Annotated in this window: 11 protein-coding genes and 1 tRNA gene; 6 read left to right on the forward strand and 6 right to left on the reverse strand. The window is 37.8% G+C overall.

Going from position 1 to position 16,846, the window contains the following annotated elements:
* Nucleotides 1-88: 88 nt before the first annotated feature.
* Nucleotides 89-1,237, forward strand: coding sequence for an MFS transporter (locus tag I6F49_RS01225; protein WP_197178056.1), 1,149 nt, complete (start codon nucleotides 89-91; stop codon nucleotides 1,235-1,237).
* Here I6F49_RS01225 and I6F49_RS01230 read toward each other — a convergent pair.
* Both I6F49_RS01230 and I6F49_RS01235 read right to left on the reverse strand, forming a co-directional pair.
* Complete coding sequence (locus I6F49_RS01230) at nucleotides 1,204-1,704, reverse strand: prolyl-tRNA synthetase associated domain-containing protein (protein ID WP_197178057.1); 501 nt, start codon at nucleotides 1,702-1,704, stop codon at nucleotides 1,204-1,206. The genes I6F49_RS01225 and I6F49_RS01230 overlap by 34 nt on opposite strands.
* A gap of 1 nt (nucleotide 1,705) precedes the next feature.
* A complete protein-coding gene (locus I6F49_RS01235) occupies nucleotides 1,706-2,101 on the reverse strand; it encodes a hypothetical protein (protein WP_197178058.1) in 396 nt (131 codons plus the stop codon).
* A 169-nt stretch (nucleotides 2,102-2,270) separates the two neighbouring features.
* Between I6F49_RS01235 and I6F49_RS01240 the strand changes: the two genes are divergently transcribed.
* From I6F49_RS01240 to I6F49_RS01255, 4 genes are all read left to right on the forward strand, one after another.
* Nucleotides 2,271-2,346: transfer RNA gene (locus tag I6F49_RS01240), tRNA-Ala, on the forward strand.
* A 178-nt stretch (nucleotides 2,347-2,524) separates the two neighbouring features.
* The gene (locus I6F49_RS01245) at nucleotides 2,525-3,787 is read left to right on the forward strand and encodes an ABC transporter substrate-binding protein (protein ID WP_166420420.1); all 1,263 of its coding nucleotides are present in this window, start codon (nucleotides 2,525-2,527) and stop codon (nucleotides 3,785-3,787) included.
* The gene (locus I6F49_RS01250; RefSeq protein WP_197178059.1) at nucleotides 3,787-7,005 is read left to right on the forward strand and encodes a response regulator; all 3,219 of its coding nucleotides are present in this window, start codon (nucleotides 3,787-3,789) and stop codon (nucleotides 7,003-7,005) included. The genes I6F49_RS01245 and I6F49_RS01250 overlap by 1 nt, the downstream gene beginning before the upstream one ends.
* Before the next feature lie 59 nt (nucleotides 7,006-7,064).
* On the forward strand, nucleotides 7,065-9,272 hold the full coding sequence (locus I6F49_RS01255; RefSeq protein ID WP_197178060.1) for a two-component system response regulator: 2,208 nt from the start codon (nucleotides 7,065-7,067) through the stop codon (nucleotides 9,270-9,272).
* 74 nt (nucleotides 9,273-9,346) lie between these two features.
* Here I6F49_RS01255 and I6F49_RS01260 read toward each other — a convergent pair whose 3' ends face one another.
* Nucleotides 9,347-10,594: a glutamate-5-semialdehyde dehydrogenase gene (locus I6F49_RS01260; RefSeq protein ID WP_149593763.1), complete on the reverse strand. Its 1,248-nt coding sequence runs from the start codon at nucleotides 10,592-10,594 to the stop codon at nucleotides 9,347-9,349.
* Nucleotides 10,591-11,697, reverse strand: a complete 1,107-nt coding sequence (gene proB / locus I6F49_RS01265) for a glutamate 5-kinase (protein ID WP_166420417.1) — start codon at nucleotides 11,695-11,697, stop codon at nucleotides 10,591-10,593. Before proB ends, I6F49_RS01260 begins: the two co-directional genes overlap by 4 nt.
* Before the next feature lie 871 nt (nucleotides 11,698-12,568).
* On the opposite strand from proB, the gene I6F49_RS01270 reads away from it, so the two are divergent.
* Complete coding sequence (locus tag I6F49_RS01270; RefSeq protein WP_166420416.1) at nucleotides 12,569-14,416, forward strand: cation:proton antiporter; 1,848 nt, start codon at nucleotides 12,569-12,571, stop codon at nucleotides 14,414-14,416.
* Nucleotides 14,417-14,485: 69 nt separating this feature from the next.
* Here the strand turns inward: I6F49_RS01270 and I6F49_RS01275 are convergent, their stop codons facing one another.
* Nucleotides 14,486-15,124: a tetratricopeptide repeat protein gene (locus tag I6F49_RS01275; protein ID WP_197178061.1), complete on the reverse strand. Its 639-nt coding sequence runs from the start codon at nucleotides 15,122-15,124 to the stop codon at nucleotides 14,486-14,488.
* Between the two features lie 110 nt (nucleotides 15,125-15,234).
* Nucleotides 15,235-16,548 (reverse strand): adenylosuccinate synthase, encoded by a 1,314-nt coding sequence (locus tag I6F49_RS01280; protein ID WP_024600222.1) that lies wholly within the window; start codon nucleotides 16,546-16,548, stop codon nucleotides 15,235-15,237.
* Nucleotides 16,549-16,846: the final 298 nt, after the last annotated feature.

Below are 16,846 nucleotides of genomic sequence, written 5' to 3' on the forward strand. Positions count from 1 at the left end.
GACGCAAAGAGCATGGTTTTAATTATTAATTAAAAACAATTTTTAATACAATGTCACGTAACCAATCAGCAAATGTATAAGCCATATAATGCGTTTACCTCATCTACTCGTTTGCTCGGTATTTATATTTTTTGTACTTTATGCACCACAACCTCTACTTAGCCTTTTTGCAAGCGAATTTAATGTAGCCCCAGCAGTAGCTGGCAGCTTAATGACTGCAACTATGTTGCCCTTAGCCATTGCCCCGCTCGTCTATGGTTTGTTTTTAGCAAAAAGAAATCCATTACTAATATTACGTATTGCAATGGTGTTTTTAGGGCTTAGCTGCCTGCTTTTTATATATGTACATAGCTTTGAGCTTTTGTTATTAGTTAGATTTTTACAAGGCCTAACGCTTCCAGCAGCCTTAACTGCAATGACTAGTTATATAGGTATGAGCTATAGCGCTGATACACTTCAAAAAAATATGACCCTATATATTGGTAGTAGTATAGTTGGAGGCTACTTTGGCCGTGTCCTCGCGGCTTTATTTAGCGATTTATGGAATTGGCAGAGCTTTTACTACGTTATTGCTTTTATGCTTATTTTTTTAGCTTTAACAATCAAACATTCTCAATTTTCGAACCCAGCAACAAAGTCTCAGCTTTCGCCACTTGACTACATTAAACAACTTAAAGAAGGCGCTGTACTTAAAGTTTACGGTGCCGTTTTTTGTATGTTTTTTTGCTTTGCTGCACTACTTAATTACTTACCGTTTATATTACAAAATACGTTTTTAATAACAAATACTCGCGACATAGGTTTAGTTTACAGTGGCTATTTAATTGGGGCTCTAGCCTCGATTGCCGCGCCTTGGTTACTTAAAAAAGCCCCTTCTCCTTGGCATTTATTAACTGCAGTCTTTAGTTTTTATAGCGTGAGTATTATTTTACTAATGAGCCACCAGCTCAGCTTATTTTTAATCGCATTTACTTTGTTTTGTGGTGCAATGTTTGTGATTCACTCAACCGCAGCGCCGCTCGTTAATAAAACAAGCAAAGCACCACCCAGTGTGACCAATGGCGGGTATGTATCGTTTTATTACAGTGGTGGAGCGCTTGGCTCGTTATTACCCGGTGTGGTGTACCAACATCATGGGCAAACAGCGTTTATGTTTACGCTGCTTGCTGTTTGCTTATGTGGTTTATTGCTAATTTTGTGGGCTTACTTAGAGGGCAGAAATACAACGCGTGGCTGATGTTTTGTGTGATTAAAAAATGTGTTTAAGTCGGCTTTACTAAGTAACCATGTTTGGGTGTTCTCAAACGGATGACAATGAAACAACTCTCCATGCCAAATCTCTTGATCAACCCATAAGCTTACTTCGTTTTGCTTATCATTTAAAAGAGCCAACATTGATACACACCCAGGCGCTACCTTTAAATACTTAGCTAAACGCTCACTTGAAGCAAATCCTAAACGTGAAAGTCCTTGCTGCTTTGACAATGTCTTTAAGTCGAGTTGCTTATCATGCGCTGTAATAACTAAAAAGTGTCGCTTACCTTCGTTATCACGCAAAAATAGGTTTTTAAGACGCGTACCCGGACGTTCAACCATAAACTCATCAGCCGCTAAGCTTGTATGTAGCGGCGGGTGTTCTATCACATCGTAATTAATACTTAGCTGTGCTAAAAGCTCTGCTAACTTGCTTTTATCAGCCAACATATTACAAACAACGCCCTCTTAATTGTACGCTTAGGTCTCGCCATAAAACTTCACTTACTTCGTGTTTATTATCGCAATACTGACGCTCTTTTAACTCTTGATTTAATAACTCAACAGCTTGATCTTCTAACTGCAGTTTTAGCACACTTGACTCTTCAAAATGCTCTTGCTCAATATACTGCTTAACTTCACCACGGCTTGGTCTGTTGTTAGGACCACGGTCTAGGTTAAAGTTTTCACGATTTTTAGCTTTTACCGAAACAACATAAGCAAAAAGTTTATTGCCTTGCTCATCTTGCCTTTCGTGAAACTGTTTATTATTTATTTCAAAAGGAGGACCATCATTTGAGGCACAACCAGCGAGTAAAACCATAAGCGCTAGAACACATTTTTTCATTGTTTTTTATCGTTTTAGTTTTGAATTAAGCCGAGTCTAACAAAAATTGACGTAAACAGTGAAAATTTACGAAAAAATACTTGACCAAATTTATAAAAAAACTTAAAGTTCGTCCCGCTTGGAACTCAGCAGCCAAGCAGTTACATTATTATATGTAACTTAGGAATGTGGGGCTATAGCTCAGCTGGGAGAGCGCCTGCCTTGCACGCAGGAGGTCAGCAGTTCGATCCTGCTTAGCTCCACCACTTTCCTACTCCTTTCAAAATCATTTTATTCTTCTGTTTTTTCCTTGTTTTAACTATTTTTAAACACCCTACTATTCTAATTTTTCATTTTATATAATTTAAAATTTATCCGTTCAACTTGTGTCTTTACAAGTTCTTAGCTATACATAATGTCACACATTAGTACTTTAGGCTTAACATGGACAACCCTAAGCGTTCAACGCTAAAAAAGCTAGCTGCAATAGGTTTAACAGCTGGTGCAATAACACATGCGCCTTATGTTTTTGCCCGAAAAAAAGTGACGTTAAGAGTGCTTGGTACTCATGTAACACTCCAAGAAGCTATTCGCAAACAAGCGATGAGCGACCTAGGTATTAATATTGAATTTACCCCCGCAGGCAGCGCTGCCGTTTTGCAAAAGGCATCAATGGACCCTAGCTCCTTTGATTTATACGAACAATGGTCAAACAGCATTAATGTGCTTTGGGATGCAGGTTCTATACAGCCAATAGAAAAAAAACGACTCACCTACTTTAACGAGATAAATCCACTTACTAAAACGGGAAAACTAACCGAAACTGCAAGTATTGGTGCAGGTGATGCTCCCTATAAATTATTAAATGTTCAACCCGATGGCACATTAAGCTCACAAGAAAGCGATCATATTAGCTTTTTACCTTATGTGCATAATGTTGACTCTTTTGGTTACAACACCGACTTTATTAAGCCCGGTATAGCATACGAAACAGAAAGCTGGAGTTGGCTGCTTGATGACGAGAACAGAGGTAAAGTAGCTATCGTAAATGCGCCTACCATTGGGTTATTTGACCTGGCCCTAGCAGCACAAAGTAAAGGGCTTATAAAATTTAACGATATAGGTGCAATAACCCGCCCAGAACTTGATAGATTGTTTAGCATATTACTCGACTTTAAACGCCAAGGTCACTTTAGCGGCTATTGGAACTCAGTTCCCGAGTCAATTGAGTTTATGAAAAGTAAACGTGCCCATATAGAAAGTATGTTTTCGCCTGCGGTTTCAGCCTTAAACAGCCAAAACGTTAATGTACGCTTTGCTGCACCAAAAGAAGGGTACAGAGGCTGGCATGGTGTTATGTGCTTATCATCACAAACACAAAATAGCGTAAAAGATGCAGCTTACGATTATATGAACTGGTGGCTTTCGGGCTGGCCAGGCGCATTTATCGCTCGCCAAGGTTATTACATTAGTAATCCACAACGCTCTAAACTACTACTATCTCCGGCTGAATGGGATTACTGGTACGATGGAAAAGTAACAAACGTAGATTTATTAAATACCAATGGCGAAGTAGCAGTAAAAGCGGGTGAGCAGCGTAATGGCGGTAGTTACCATAAACGCTTTAGCAATGTAGCAGTATGGAATACAGTTATGCCAACCTATGACTACAGCTTGCAAAAATGGTATGAGTTGATTAGCCGATAATGATAATAAATTCTATTAAATCAAAAATAATTTTAGCCTTATGCTTACTTGTTGGGCTACTCCTTTTGCAAAGTTACCTATTTAACTATTCGCAAAACGCTTTACTTAGCTTACAACAATCTCAGCATAATGCGCTAATTCAAAGCGAGGCAGTAACGCATTTAGAAAACGACATAATCTCTTTGCAAGGGCATGCGGTTTCATTTATTGACCATGCAAATGAAAATACGATTACCAAATTTAATTTTTATTTAAATAAGGCAAATCTGAATCTTGAACAACTAAAAACAAGCACCTTAAACCACGCACCAGAACACAGTGACTCATTAGTTCGCCTTGGCGAGTATTTAAATAGTTATCAAGATACATTTGGCCAAGTTGTCATAAACAGAAAGAAACGTGAACATCTTTACACTACTCAATTTAAACAACCTATTGATGACCTACAAGTAACAATTAGTGACTTAGAAGAGTCTTCAAACAATAGCAATAAAGTTATTTTTAACGATGTTTTACTTACAATTAGTAATTTAAAACACGCAGCGGTAAGTTACCTCTATAAGCCTAATTTTGATGAAGCACAAAATGTTAAACAAAACTTAGATCACTTATATAAAAAGCTAACGAGCACCTCGATAATTAATGAATCATTTTCTAATAAAGCAGTAAATTTAAAACAAGCTTACAACCAACTTGTACTGCTTACCCGCAGCTACACTTTTTCTGTAAATGTAGTTTTAACAGGTATAGAAAACGAATTACTATACTTAACAAATGAAATTAAAAAGATAGAAAAAAACAAACTAGCTAAAACTGAAGATAAGCTAAGTAATCACTTAACTACAAATACAGAGCAGGCGAATATATTTGCCGCTTTAATTATGTTAATCGTTTTATTTTTAAGCTATTTTATTTTTAGATCGGTTATAAAACCGATTACTCAACTCACTTTATTGCTTAAAGATATGAATAGCGAAAAGCCAGTAACTATTTCTAATTACAGCCAAAATCAAACTGAAATAGCATCGGTAATAAAAGCAGCTAATGCTTTATATCTTAAAAATAAGCAAACCAAAGAGCTACTTAACGAAACTCGTGTATTAAATTCTCAAATGGAGGCAATGAATGCCGATCTAACGAGTGCTATGCAGCAAACCGATAAAGCCAATAAAACAAAAATAGATTTTGTAGCTAACATGAGCCATGAGCTTCGCACCCCAATGAATGGTATATTAGGTATGTTGCAACTTTTACAAAGCAGCGAGCTTCCCTCAAGGCAAAAACACTACGCAGATAAAGCTTTTTCAAGTGCTCAAAATTTATTGCAGATTTTAAATAATATTCTGGATTTTTCTAAACTAGAATCAGACAAAGTTCAGTTAGAGCAAATCCCGTTTACCTTACATACTATAGTTTCTAACGTTCAAAATTTGTTTTCAACTAATGCAAAACAAAAAGGCTTAGGATTAAACTTTATTTTACATGTAGATGCGGGACTTGAACTTATTGGCGACCCAATGCACCTAAACCAAATAATTAATAATTGTGTAGGCAACGCAATTAAATTTACAGAGCATGGTGAAGTATCATTAATTATAGAAGCAACATCTCAACACGAAAAAACAATAAACCTACACTTTAGTATAAAAGATACCGGAATTGGAATGACGGAAGATCAATCAAAAATTATATTTCAGTCTTTTTCACAAGGTGATTCGAGCACAACAAGGAAGTACGGCGGTACCGGTTTAGGACTCACTATAAGCAAACAATTAGCTAAACTGCTTGGCGGAGATATTCAAGTAAGAAGCACGATTAATCAAGGTAGCGAGTTTTTCTTTACTCTACCCTTTACCTTATCTGAGCAGCAAAAACTTAAAAAACATGCCCTATTAATTAGCCCCGATAATGAGCAAATTAAAAAATTAATGGACTTACTAAGTGATATAAATATAACAACAGAAACAACACAAGAACCATTAAGGGCCATTGCAAAAATGTCTCAGCCTAGTAGCCCATTTAGTATTGTAATAATGTCGATAGAAAAAAAAGAGCTCAACGATAACTTTATTTTACAACAACTGTACGCTAAAAATAAAAACGCTAATGAAAAATTGACGCTCATTTTATTAATTACCGATGAAGAGTCCCCGGAACCAATTGCAAAAAATGAAAATATAGACATTATCATTATTGGTAATAAAAATAGCGAAGTAGAAGTATTAAGAAAGCTTTCACCTAGTAACTTTAAAGAAAAGCCATTAAAACCTCATCCTAAATTTTCTGGATTTAATGCACTGGTTGTTGATGACAACAAAATTAATCAAGAAATAGCCTCAGCTCTTTTAGCCAGACTAGATATGACTGTAATCATTGCTGATAATGGACAAGAGGCTTTACAGAAAATAGATAAAAATGATATCGATATTATTTTTATGGATGTTCAAATGCCAGTTATGGATGGGCTAGAGGCAACAAGAATATTAAGAGAACGAGGCTTCAAAACCCCAATAATTGCAATTACTGCCGCCGCCGATCCTAGTGATAGAAAAGCAGCGTTTAGAGCGGGTATGGATGACTTTTTAGTCAAGCCAATTATTTTTGATGCGCTTTACAACAGTATAGAAAAGCACCTACAAAGTAGCGAACCACTAAGCACTATAAACCTCCCATTAGCAAAAGAAAACTTAGAGAATAATGACGAATTATTAGTGAAATTATTTACTCAATTCGTCAACGATTACAATGACTTTTCGATTATAGCTGATATATTAATCAAAAATAAAGAGTTCGAAAGCCTAACTCGACTCGTGCATACACTTAAAGGGTTAGCTGGTACATTAGGTTTGGAACTACTGGAACAAAGTACCCAAAATATTGAGAAAAAATTAATTGATGAAAAAAGCATTAAATTATCCAACTTTACTGATCAATTAACACTCACGCTTTTTGCTGTAAAACAGTTTTTAGTAGCTGAAAACCTAAAAAAAGAGCATATACAATTACAAGAACTAGGAAGTGAAGATTCAGCTATTGATGATATATATTCATTAGCCTTAACGGCTCGCCCCGTACCTAGTAGTTTGATTAGGCAATTAGACAGAAATAAGTACGATCGAGACCATCCTTTATTTAAGCTCAAAGAAGCTATCGATCATTTTAACTACGCGTTAGTAATTGAGCTAGTTGATAACTATAGAAACGATAATAAAAATTAGGCATAACCACCAACCTGAACTAGATTTAATGTTGCAAAGAACGCAAAGAAGGATAGATAGTGCATTCAAATTATCTCGCAAATGGCAATGGATTAACTGCAGAGCAAAAGCAAAAACCTTTAATTCTTATTGTTGATGACGAACCTAGTAATTTACACGTATTAGTTGAAGGACTTTTAACTGATTATGACGTACGTATTTCTACAAGTGGTGAACAAGCCCTCGTATTTGTTGAGTCAACACGTCCAGATTTAATTTTGCTCGATATAATGATGCCGGGCATGGATGGCTATGAAGTATGTAATATACTTAAAGCTAAACAGAACACGAAAGGGATCCCTGTCATATTTGTAACAGCACTTACCGAAGAGGAGTCTGAAGAAAAAGGCTTTGCCATGGGCGCAATTGATTACATACATAAGCCTTATAAATTAGCACTCGTTAGAGCGCGTATTCGTACCCACATTACAGCGCAAGGCATGCTAGATAGGCTTATAGAAAAAAACTTTGATCTGCACGATAAACTCCTCGAAATAGAATCGCTTGCATTAGAATTAAGTGAGCGTGAAGAAGAACTCAAACAGCTTTCTTCAAAACAAAAATTATTTTATCAAGCTTTAACAGGCACTGCAGATGGCGTTGTTATTACAGATAGTGATGGCAAAATAATTGCTGTAAATCCCTCTTTCTGTCGTATTACAGGTTACTGTGAAGCTGACTCCCTGCAAATGCAGTTGCACGATGTAAAACAAAATAACCATCCAAGTATTAGCTTTGATCAAGTTTGGCATCATGCAAATAGAGCGGGTTACTGGAGTGGTGAGCTGGTAACAAGACGAAAAAATGGCGAGCTTTATCCCGAATTACTAACTCTCAGTATGGTTAAAGGCGATCAAGATACAAACGTACATTACATTGGTGTATTTAGCGATATATCGAGCTTAAAAGTCACTCAAGAACGAATAGATTACCTAACATGGCATGATGAACTTACAGGCCTACCTAATCGAAATGGATTTTTAAAACAATTAGAACAACAGCTCCAAGTCTGCACCTCTGAAAAAAATTACGCTTATATTTACATTATTGATATAGATAGCTTCCACTCAATTAACGATGGTTTAGGCTTACTTGCCGGCGATAAAATACTAAAAGAGCTTACTAAGCGTGTTCATTCCCATCTTGATAAAAAAGATATTATTGCTCGTTTAGGCAGTGATGAATTTGCAGTATTGTGTACACTTGATAAAGGTATAGGCCGAACTAGAGCTCAAATAGTTGCCCAGAGAAAAGCACAAGAGTTATTAATTGCCGTAAATCAGCCTTTCTTTGTTGATGAACAAGAAATAAGTTTAACTGTGAGTATTGGCACGTATATTTTCCCTCGAGAAGATCAATGGGAAAGCGCTATAGAAACAATTAGAAACTGCGAAGCTGCTTGTTACAAAGCAAAAGAGAAAGGGGGTAACAGAATTACCTTTTTTGATACTTCATTTGGCGAGCAAGCAAAGCGTCGTTTTGAAATTGAGCAAGATTTACGCAAAGCAATTACGCAAAATGAACTTTCCCTTTATCTACAATCTCAATTTGACAGAAATCAAGTACTTAAAGGTGCTGAGGTTTTATTGCGGTGGGAACATCCCCAAAAAGGGTTTATTAGCCCAGGGGAGTTTATATCCATTGCTGAAGAGTCTGATATTATTTATGATTTGGATTGCTGGGTCAGCTCAAACGCTCTAAAAATCTTAACGCAGATTAGTAAAACACACCCTGATTTAAACTTATCTATAAATATAAGTGGACGCCACTTTCATGAGCCACGCTTTTTAGACTTCATCAGCAATAAAATAGAACAATATGGGATTAATCCTCAACAGCTGACTATTGAAATTATTGAAGGGACTTTACTTAATCATATGGAAGCAGCCATTAGCGCTGTCCATCGTCTTAAAAAGTTAGGTGTAAGAGTATCTATTGATGACTTTGGTACTGGGTATTCGAGCTTAACTTACCTAAAAAAATTACCAATACAAGAACTAAAAATAGACCGTTCTTTTGTTTTAGAAGCACCTACCGATAATAATGATAAATTAATTATTGATATGATTGTAAACTTAGGCCGTGTATTTGAACTCGAAATAGTGGCTGAAGGTGTGGAAAATCAATCTCACTTTGATTTATTTAAAGAATACCCTGAAGTAATATTACAAGGCTACCATTTGCATAAACCTGAACCTGCAAATGACTGGCTTGATAAATTAAATTAATTACAGAGTAGTCTAAAAACCAAAAAGCCGAGCATTTTCATGCTCGGCTTTTTAACAGAATTAAGCTTTAGTCGTTATCCGCGAACTTGGCCTACCCCATTAACTAAATACTTTTCAGTAGTTAGCGACTCAAGCCCCATTGGACCGTAAGCATGAAGCTTAGAAGTTGCTATACCAATCTCTGCACCTAACCCTAGTTGTGAGCCATCAGAAAAGCGAGATGACGCATTAACCATCACTACAGAAGCATCAACACTGCGTTGGAATAACTCTGCAGCAGCTTCGTTTTTAGTACAAATTACTTCAGTATGGTTTGAACCAAACTGGGCAATGTGCTCAACCGCTGCTGTAAAGCTTGGAACAACGCGAATAGCGATTTCTAAGTCTAGGTATTCTTCACCAAATTCGTTATCGGCTAAAACAGTTGCGTTATCAAAGTATTTAGCAGCAAAACTGTCTGCGTTTATTTTTACACCTTCTTGGCGTAATACGACGGCACACAGATTTAAAAATTCATCTGCAACATCTTGATGAACGACTAAGCCTTCGAGTGCATTACAAACACCCGTACGCTGTGTTTTACCGTTTAGTAGTAAGTTAAGCGCAATTTCTAGGTCTGCATCTTTATCTACATATAGATGACAAACACCTTTGTAATGCTGAATTACTGGGATCGTACTGTTTTCAGTAACAAAGTTAATTAAACCTTCGCCGCCACGTGGAATGATTAAATCAATACTTTCACGTTGCTGCATTAGTTCCATTAATAGTGCGCGGTCCGGATCTGGAATCACTGAAATAAGTGATACCGGTAAGTTATGCTTTTCAAGCACACTGTGCATTACGCTTGCAATAGCTTGTGAGCTTTTAAGGGCTTCTTTACCGCCTCGTAAAATAACACCATTACCCGATTTAAAACACAATGCGCCGGCATCCGCTGTAACATTTGGGCGTGCTTCGTAAATCATACATACAACGCCAAGAGGTACGCGCATTTTACGAATTTTAATGCCATTTGGACGCTCTGTGATATCACGTAGCTGACCAACAGGATCGTCCAGGCTTACGATTACTTCAATACCTTCTGCCATTGCTTCAATGCGCTCATCGTTTAACGTTAAGCGGTCGATCATTGAGGCTGCTAAGTTATTGTCGCGTGCTGCGCTTAGGTCACTTTCGTTTTCTTTGATTATAAATGCTTTTTGCTCTCTTAGTGCCGCTGCCATTTCAACTAATACTTGGTTTTTAGTCTCGGTATCGAGTAAAGCAAGTGTATGTGCAGCTTTTGCTGCCTGACGTGAAATGTCCGTAATTAAACTCATGACTTCTCCAATAATGCGATATGTTTTTCAGATATAACTGGTCCAATTGAATCCTGCATTTTTTCGCTGAATTCACTCTGTTCGTTGTCTGCAATAAAGTTTAACAAACAGCTACTATAATTTGCGGTCGCTTTCGCCAAACGCGTACCGTCTTCACTACGTACTAAAATGGTATCACCAACAGCAAATTCACCATGAACTTCCATGATTTCATCACCACGAATACATCCGCTTTCACCTTCTAGCGATTCGTCAAATGATCCATCAACAACAACTTCGCCTTGCTCGTTTGCTGTGTGTGTCATCCAGTGTACAGAATCTTGCATTGGTTTTTCGTACGGTAAAAATACGCTGCCAGGGTTTTCTCCAGCTAGCAGCTTTGTAAATGTTTCTTCTTTAAAGCCGTTTATAATATAAGTCGCTATACCATGTGACGTTGCTTTTTCGGCTGCTTCTATTTTAGTTTTCATGCCACCAGTGCCAACAGCACTTGTTGCACATCCTGCCATAGCATAAATAGATTCATCAATTGATTTTATTTCAGGCAGTAACACGGCATCGTCGTGCAAATTAGGATTTTTATCATAAAGTCCATCAACGTCTGAGAATATTAATAACGCATCAGCATCTGCTGCTGCTGCAACCATTGCTGATAAGTTATCGTTGTCACCTACTCGCAGCTCGTCAGTGGTGACGGCATCATTTTCATTAATGATAGGGAGTACACCATGCTCAAGTAAAGTGAATACGGTTTCGCGAATACTTTGGTAACGCTCACGGTCACGTAAATCGCCGTGTGTTAATAATAACTGCGCAGAAGGAAAGTCAAAAAAGCGGTCCCACATGGCAATCATTTCTGTTTGGCCTGCTGCCGCCATTGCTTTTTTCATTACCACAGATCGAGGTTTGTCTGATGGGAATAAATGCGCGCCAGCCGCTACTGAACCAGATGATACTAAAATCACCTCTATCCCGCGGGCACGACAACGAACAATGAACTGTGCGATGGTTAATATGTAACGCGAACGGCAGCCATCTTGATCTGGTGCAATTAATGCACTACCTACTTTAAGTACGATACGTCGCCAATTTAACTTTTGCATAAATGCTCAACTTTCCATTTTATCTGCGCTCGCCTTAATTAGACGAGCTAAAACTAAGTAGCTAGGTTTAAAACATAGCTTCGAATTTTTCTTTTCATTTAGGCAACACTTTTTTACACACACGCGAAAACCATATCTAAAACGAGAGGCTTAGATTTAAGGTTAAGTACAAAGTAGTAACAACCCAATAATATTGAGCAGCACTAATCAAAAAATTTAAAAGTGTTGTTTATGCATCGCTGTAAAAAGCTGTGTGTGGCTTTTTTATTAACAACATACATAGAGCCTCTAAAGTCTGATACACCAACAGATAGGGTGAAGACCAAAGGACCGAGATTTAACCGCCACGATGGGGGGCTAAATATTGAAAGTAATAGTTCAACTCAAACCTTTATTTACTTAAATAATTAAATAAACTTGTTTGGCAAAACAATACCAAGAATTCGGTAAATGATATTTTGTAATGTTCAAATACTAGCAACATCACTAATGCATGATTATAAAGATTAAAAATGACGTTAAGATTAACAAGCCTGTATTATCTTTAATAAACTTCATTAGATGACTAATTATTAGAACACGAAGTATAATACACTAAATACCCCTTTAAAATCAAGGTTAAAATTCGAACTAAGCTAATACGAAACACTGATACCCTTTATATTGTTATTAAAATTCAATAAATTAAACAATTAATACACTTTAAAATAAGATGACTAAGTTCTCGCTAAATAATTTAAGCCTACTAATCTTTTATAAGCAGCTAAAATTGATTAGTAATATTTGAATTTCCCGTGTATACCCCTGTATTAATAATTAACAAAAGTTATACTTTCTAAACAAACCGTCATAAATAAGGAATTCTTAATCTATGTCAGCAATTTACATAGCCGGTATCGCACTTTGCTCTGTGCTTGCCCAATGGGTCGCGTGGGCTTTTAGAGTACCCGCTATTCTTTTTTTATTGCTTACTGGTCTTTTGCTTGGACCATTTAGTGGTGTTTTAGACCCTGATGCACTTTTAGGTGATTTACTGTTTCCAGTAGTATCACTCAGCGTTGCCATCATTTTATTTGAAGGTTCCTTAACTCTGCATTTCAGAGAATTAAAAGGGATAGGAAAAGTTGTAAGGAATCTCTGCTCAATCGGTATGCTTACTACCTGCATTATTATTAGCCTAAGCGCCTACTGGTTGCTTGAGCTCAATTGGCGTGTGGCTGCGGTGTTAGGCGCAGTACTCGTTGTTACTGGCCCTACCGTTATAGCACCGCTATTAAACTCAATGCGCCCAACACAAGACATAGACCGCATTCTTCGCTGGGAAGGTATTGTAATAGACCCTATTGGCGCATTATTTGCCGTATTAGTATTTGAAGCTGTAATGCTTGTAGGCCAAGGCGAAGTATTTAGCCATACTATTATTGCTTTAGTTAAAACACTTGGCGTTGGCTTAAGTATTGGTGTTGCAGCAGGTTGGATCACAACGCTACTAATGCGCCGAGAGTGGCTACCATTTGAATTACATAAGTTTGGTATTTTAGCTTTAGTACTTATTAGTTTTTCTGTATCAAACCACTTAAGCCATGAATCAGGCCTATTAGCAGTAACTGTATTTGGTATATGGCTTGCGAACCAAGACGATTTAGAAATAGATTCTGTACTTGAGTTTAAAGAAGACTTGTCGATGATATTAATATCAACGCTGTTTATTTTACTTGCAGCACGCTTACAGCTCTCTGATTTAATGATGCTCGATAGCGATGTATTTATATTTTTAGCCATAGTACTTTTTATTGCACGCCCACTGTGTATAGCAATTTCGACCTTTGGTACTGACTTACCAATGAAGTCTCGCTTGGTGCTTGCCTGGATTGCTCCACGAGGTATAGTTGCCGCTGCTGTTGGGTCGGTATTTGCACTAAGTATGATGGAAGCTGGCGTTGCCGATGCTGAAAAAATGGTGCCACTTATATTCACGGTAATCATCATTACGGTTGTGCTACAAAGCTTAACAGCCATTCCTGTTGCCAAGCTATTAGGTGTACGCCAACCATCGCCAAATACAATATTAATTATTGGTGCAAACCATGTATCGCGTGCAATTGGACGTGGCTTACAAGAGCAAAATATTCCGGTTCACCTTTCAGACCCAGCATGGGAAAACTGTAGAATGGCGCGTATGGATGGCTTAGCTTGTTATTATGGTAATCCGCAATCAGAACATGCTGAACGCTATTTACCGTTAACTACTATTCGTAGTGTATTAGCCTTATCGCCAAACCGTCATCATAATGCGCTAGGCGTTCAATACTTTTCGCATTTACTTAATGAAAAAAATGTATTTTCGCTTCGCTCATCAACGTCGCATGCTAAAGCAAACAAAGACAGCGCAACGTTTTTATCAAGACAAATACTGTTTGGCGACGAAGGCTCGTATGCACGTTTAAGCAGTATTATTGCCAAAGGCGGTAAGGTAAGTTCAACACGTATCTCTGATGAATTCACCTGGGAGCAATACCTAGAAATGAATCCTGAGGCTATCCCTTTGTTTATTCTTAAAGGTGATAAAGATAGCGACGACGATACGCCAGTTAAGTTAAGACCTTTTACAATCAACATGGAAAAGCCGCCGCAAGAAGGCGAGCGTATTGTTGCATTGCAGCCACCCAAAATGTCGGTTTTAAAAGACCCACAACCAAAGGCTAAAGAAGAAAGTTAAACACTTTTACTACCTGTAAAAACACAAAACCCTAACTTATAAAATTAGGGTTTTGTTTTTTAAGAGGCATTAAATTGGAAGCCGGGCGCGGGCAACCACACTATCAGGCATTTTTTGCGCTAACTTTGTCAGCGCTCGCTCAATTTTTTTATGAGTCGCTTTATCTGCCACCATAGAGTTAAAGAGCCAACGGTAAGCATCTTCAAAATCACGCGGGCTGCCATAGCCATCATTAAATAATTTAACTAAACGCAGTTGTGCCTTTAAATTCCCTTGCGACGAAGCTTCACGCAAATATGTAATTGCCATCGCTTTATCTTGTTGAACTAAACGCCCGGTGTCGTAATATCGCCCTAATTGCTCCAGTGCTGCCGCTAAGCCTTGCTCAGCTGCTTTTCGCATGTAATACACACCTAACTCTACATTTCGATCAACACACACGCTATAAGCCAGCATGTCGCCATATAAGAATTGATAAGACGGCAATGCCATTTTATTGGCTCGTGCTTCTATATCTTGCACTAACTGGCAATCATCTGCCTTTACACGCGCTAAATGTGTATTTTTATTTATTAACGCAATTAGCTCAGATTCAGTGTACAGCGGCACTGCAGCTGGGCTTTCTGTAGCTAAGCTATTGGTTGATATAAATAAAGACAACGAAATTAACGAAAGCCTTAATACGCAATTACGAGAAAATAAACGCATGCTCACCACTTATAAAAATAAACTTATTAAATGATATACAAAGATCGTTCCAAGGTGAATTTTAGACACAAAAAAAGCTGCACTAGGCAGCTTTTTTTATCTAACAGTAATTACGCAAACGGGTTGCGAAGTACCATAGTTTCTACGCGGTCAGGACCTGTAGAAATAATATCAATTGGAACACCCGTAATTTCTTCAATACGCTTGATGTAGTCAATCGCAGCTTTTGGTAAACCGTCAAGACTCGTTACACCAACAGTGTTTTCTGACCAACCTGGCATTTCTTCGTATACTGGTGTTACTTTATCGTAACCTTCAGCTGCTAATGGCGTTATGTTAGTAACAGTACCATCTTCAAGCTTATAACCAGTACAGATTTTAAGTGTTTCTAAGCCATCTAAAACATCAAGCTTAGTTAAACAAAAACCTGAAATACTGTTGATTTGAACTGCACGGCGCATAGCCACTGCATCTAACCAACCAGTACGACGAAGTCGACCTGTTGTTGCGCCAAATTCATGACCTTTATCACCTAGGTGCTTACCAACCGGATCTTGTTTTTCAAGACCATCGTAAAGCTCTGTAGGGAAAGGACCTGAACCAACACGTGTAGTGTACGCTTTAATAATACCTAAAACGTAATCAAGGTTTAGTGGACCAAAACCAGCACCAGTCGCAACGCCACCAGCGGTAGTGTTTGAAGATGTTACATAAGGGTAAGTACCGTGATCGATATCAAGTAATGTACCTTGTGCACCTTCAAATAAAATGTTTTCGCCTGCTAAACGCGTTTGATCTAAAAGCTCAGTTACATCTACAACCATTGCTTTTAAGATATCTGCAACAGCCATTGCATCATCAAACGTTTTTTGGAAATCTACAGCATCTACTTTGTAGTAGTTAACTAAAGTGAAGTTATGGTATTCAAGAACTTCTTTTAATTTAGCTGCAAAAACTTCAGGATTAAATAAATCGCCTACGCGTAAACCACGGCGCGCCACTTTATCTTCGTACGCTGGACCAATACCACGGCCAGTTGTACCAATTGGCTTATCGCCACGAGCAGTTTCGCGGGCTACATCTAATGCAACATGGAAAGGCAAGATTAGCGGACATGCTTCACTTATTAAAAGACGCTCACGTACAGGTACGCCGCGTTCTTCAAGCATGCCAATTTCTCTCATTAGCGCTTCTGGTGATAAAACTACACCATTACCAATCACACATTTAACATTGTCACGTAATACACCCGATGGAATAAGGTGTAGAACCGTCTTTTCACCTTCGATAACTAAAGTATGACCCGCATTGTGGCCACCTTGATAACGAACTACTAAAGATGCTTTGTCTGTAAGGAGATCAACTACCTTACCCTTTCCTTCGTCACCCCATTGGGTGCCTAATACAACAACGTTTTTACCCATCGTAAATTCACTTAGAGAAAATTAGGACGAGATTTTACCAGAAAACTAAAGTAAAGATCACCCCTGTTCAGCTTATTTTTTCTGCTCGCAACTGTTCTACCTAAATATCAGCTAATAACCACATAAATAACAGTGATTTAAAGCACTAGATTACATTTAACAAAAAGCCCCGCAAATGCGATAACACCGATCAGTTAAGGTATTTTTGATCGGTTGACCGATCTTTTGGTTGCTTCACAATACCCTTATCATCTTTTGATTATGAGGGTATTTTTATGCTTAGTCATTGGTTACTTGA

This window comes from Pseudoalteromonas sp. SWN166, from assembly GCF_015864485.1.
In the GTDB taxonomy this organism is placed as follows: domain Bacteria; phylum Pseudomonadota; class Gammaproteobacteria; order Enterobacterales; family Alteromonadaceae; genus Pseudoalteromonas.

Bases quoted from the DNA above. Each gene is read 5' to 3' on its own strand.
- I6F49_RS01280 (WP_024600222.1), bottom strand. From the start codon at position 16,548: ATGGGTAAAAACGTTGTTGTATTAGGCACCCAATGGGGTGACGAAGGA.
- I6F49_RS01235 (WP_197178058.1), bottom strand. From the start codon at position 2,101: ATGAAAAAATGTGTTCTAGCGCTTATGGTTTTACTCGCTGGTTGTGCC.
- proB (WP_166420417.1), bottom strand. From the start codon at position 11,697: ATGCAAAAGTTAAATTGGCGACGTATCGTACTTAAAGTAGGTAGTGCA.
- I6F49_RS01225 (WP_197178056.1), top strand. From the start codon at position 89: ATGCGTTTACCTCATCTACTCGTTTGCTCGGTATTTATATTTTTTGTA.
- I6F49_RS01275 (WP_197178061.1), bottom strand. From the start codon at position 15,124: ATGCGTTTATTTTCTCGTAATTGCGTATTAAGGCTTTCGTTAATTTCG.
- I6F49_RS01230 (WP_197178057.1), bottom strand. From the start codon at position 1,704: ATGTTGGCTGATAAAAGCAAGTTAGCAGAGCTTTTAGCACAGCTAAGT.
- I6F49_RS01250 (WP_197178059.1), top strand. From the start codon at position 3,787: ATGATAATAAATTCTATTAAATCAAAAATAATTTTAGCCTTATGCTTA.
- I6F49_RS01245 (WP_166420420.1), top strand. From the start codon at position 2,525: ATGGACAACCCTAAGCGTTCAACGCTAAAAAAGCTAGCTGCAATAGGT.
- I6F49_RS01270 (WP_166420416.1), top strand. From the start codon at position 12,569: ATGTCAGCAATTTACATAGCCGGTATCGCACTTTGCTCTGTGCTTGCC.
- I6F49_RS01260 (WP_149593763.1), bottom strand. From the start codon at position 10,594: ATGAGTTTAATTACGGACATTTCACGTCAGGCAGCAAAAGCTGCACAT.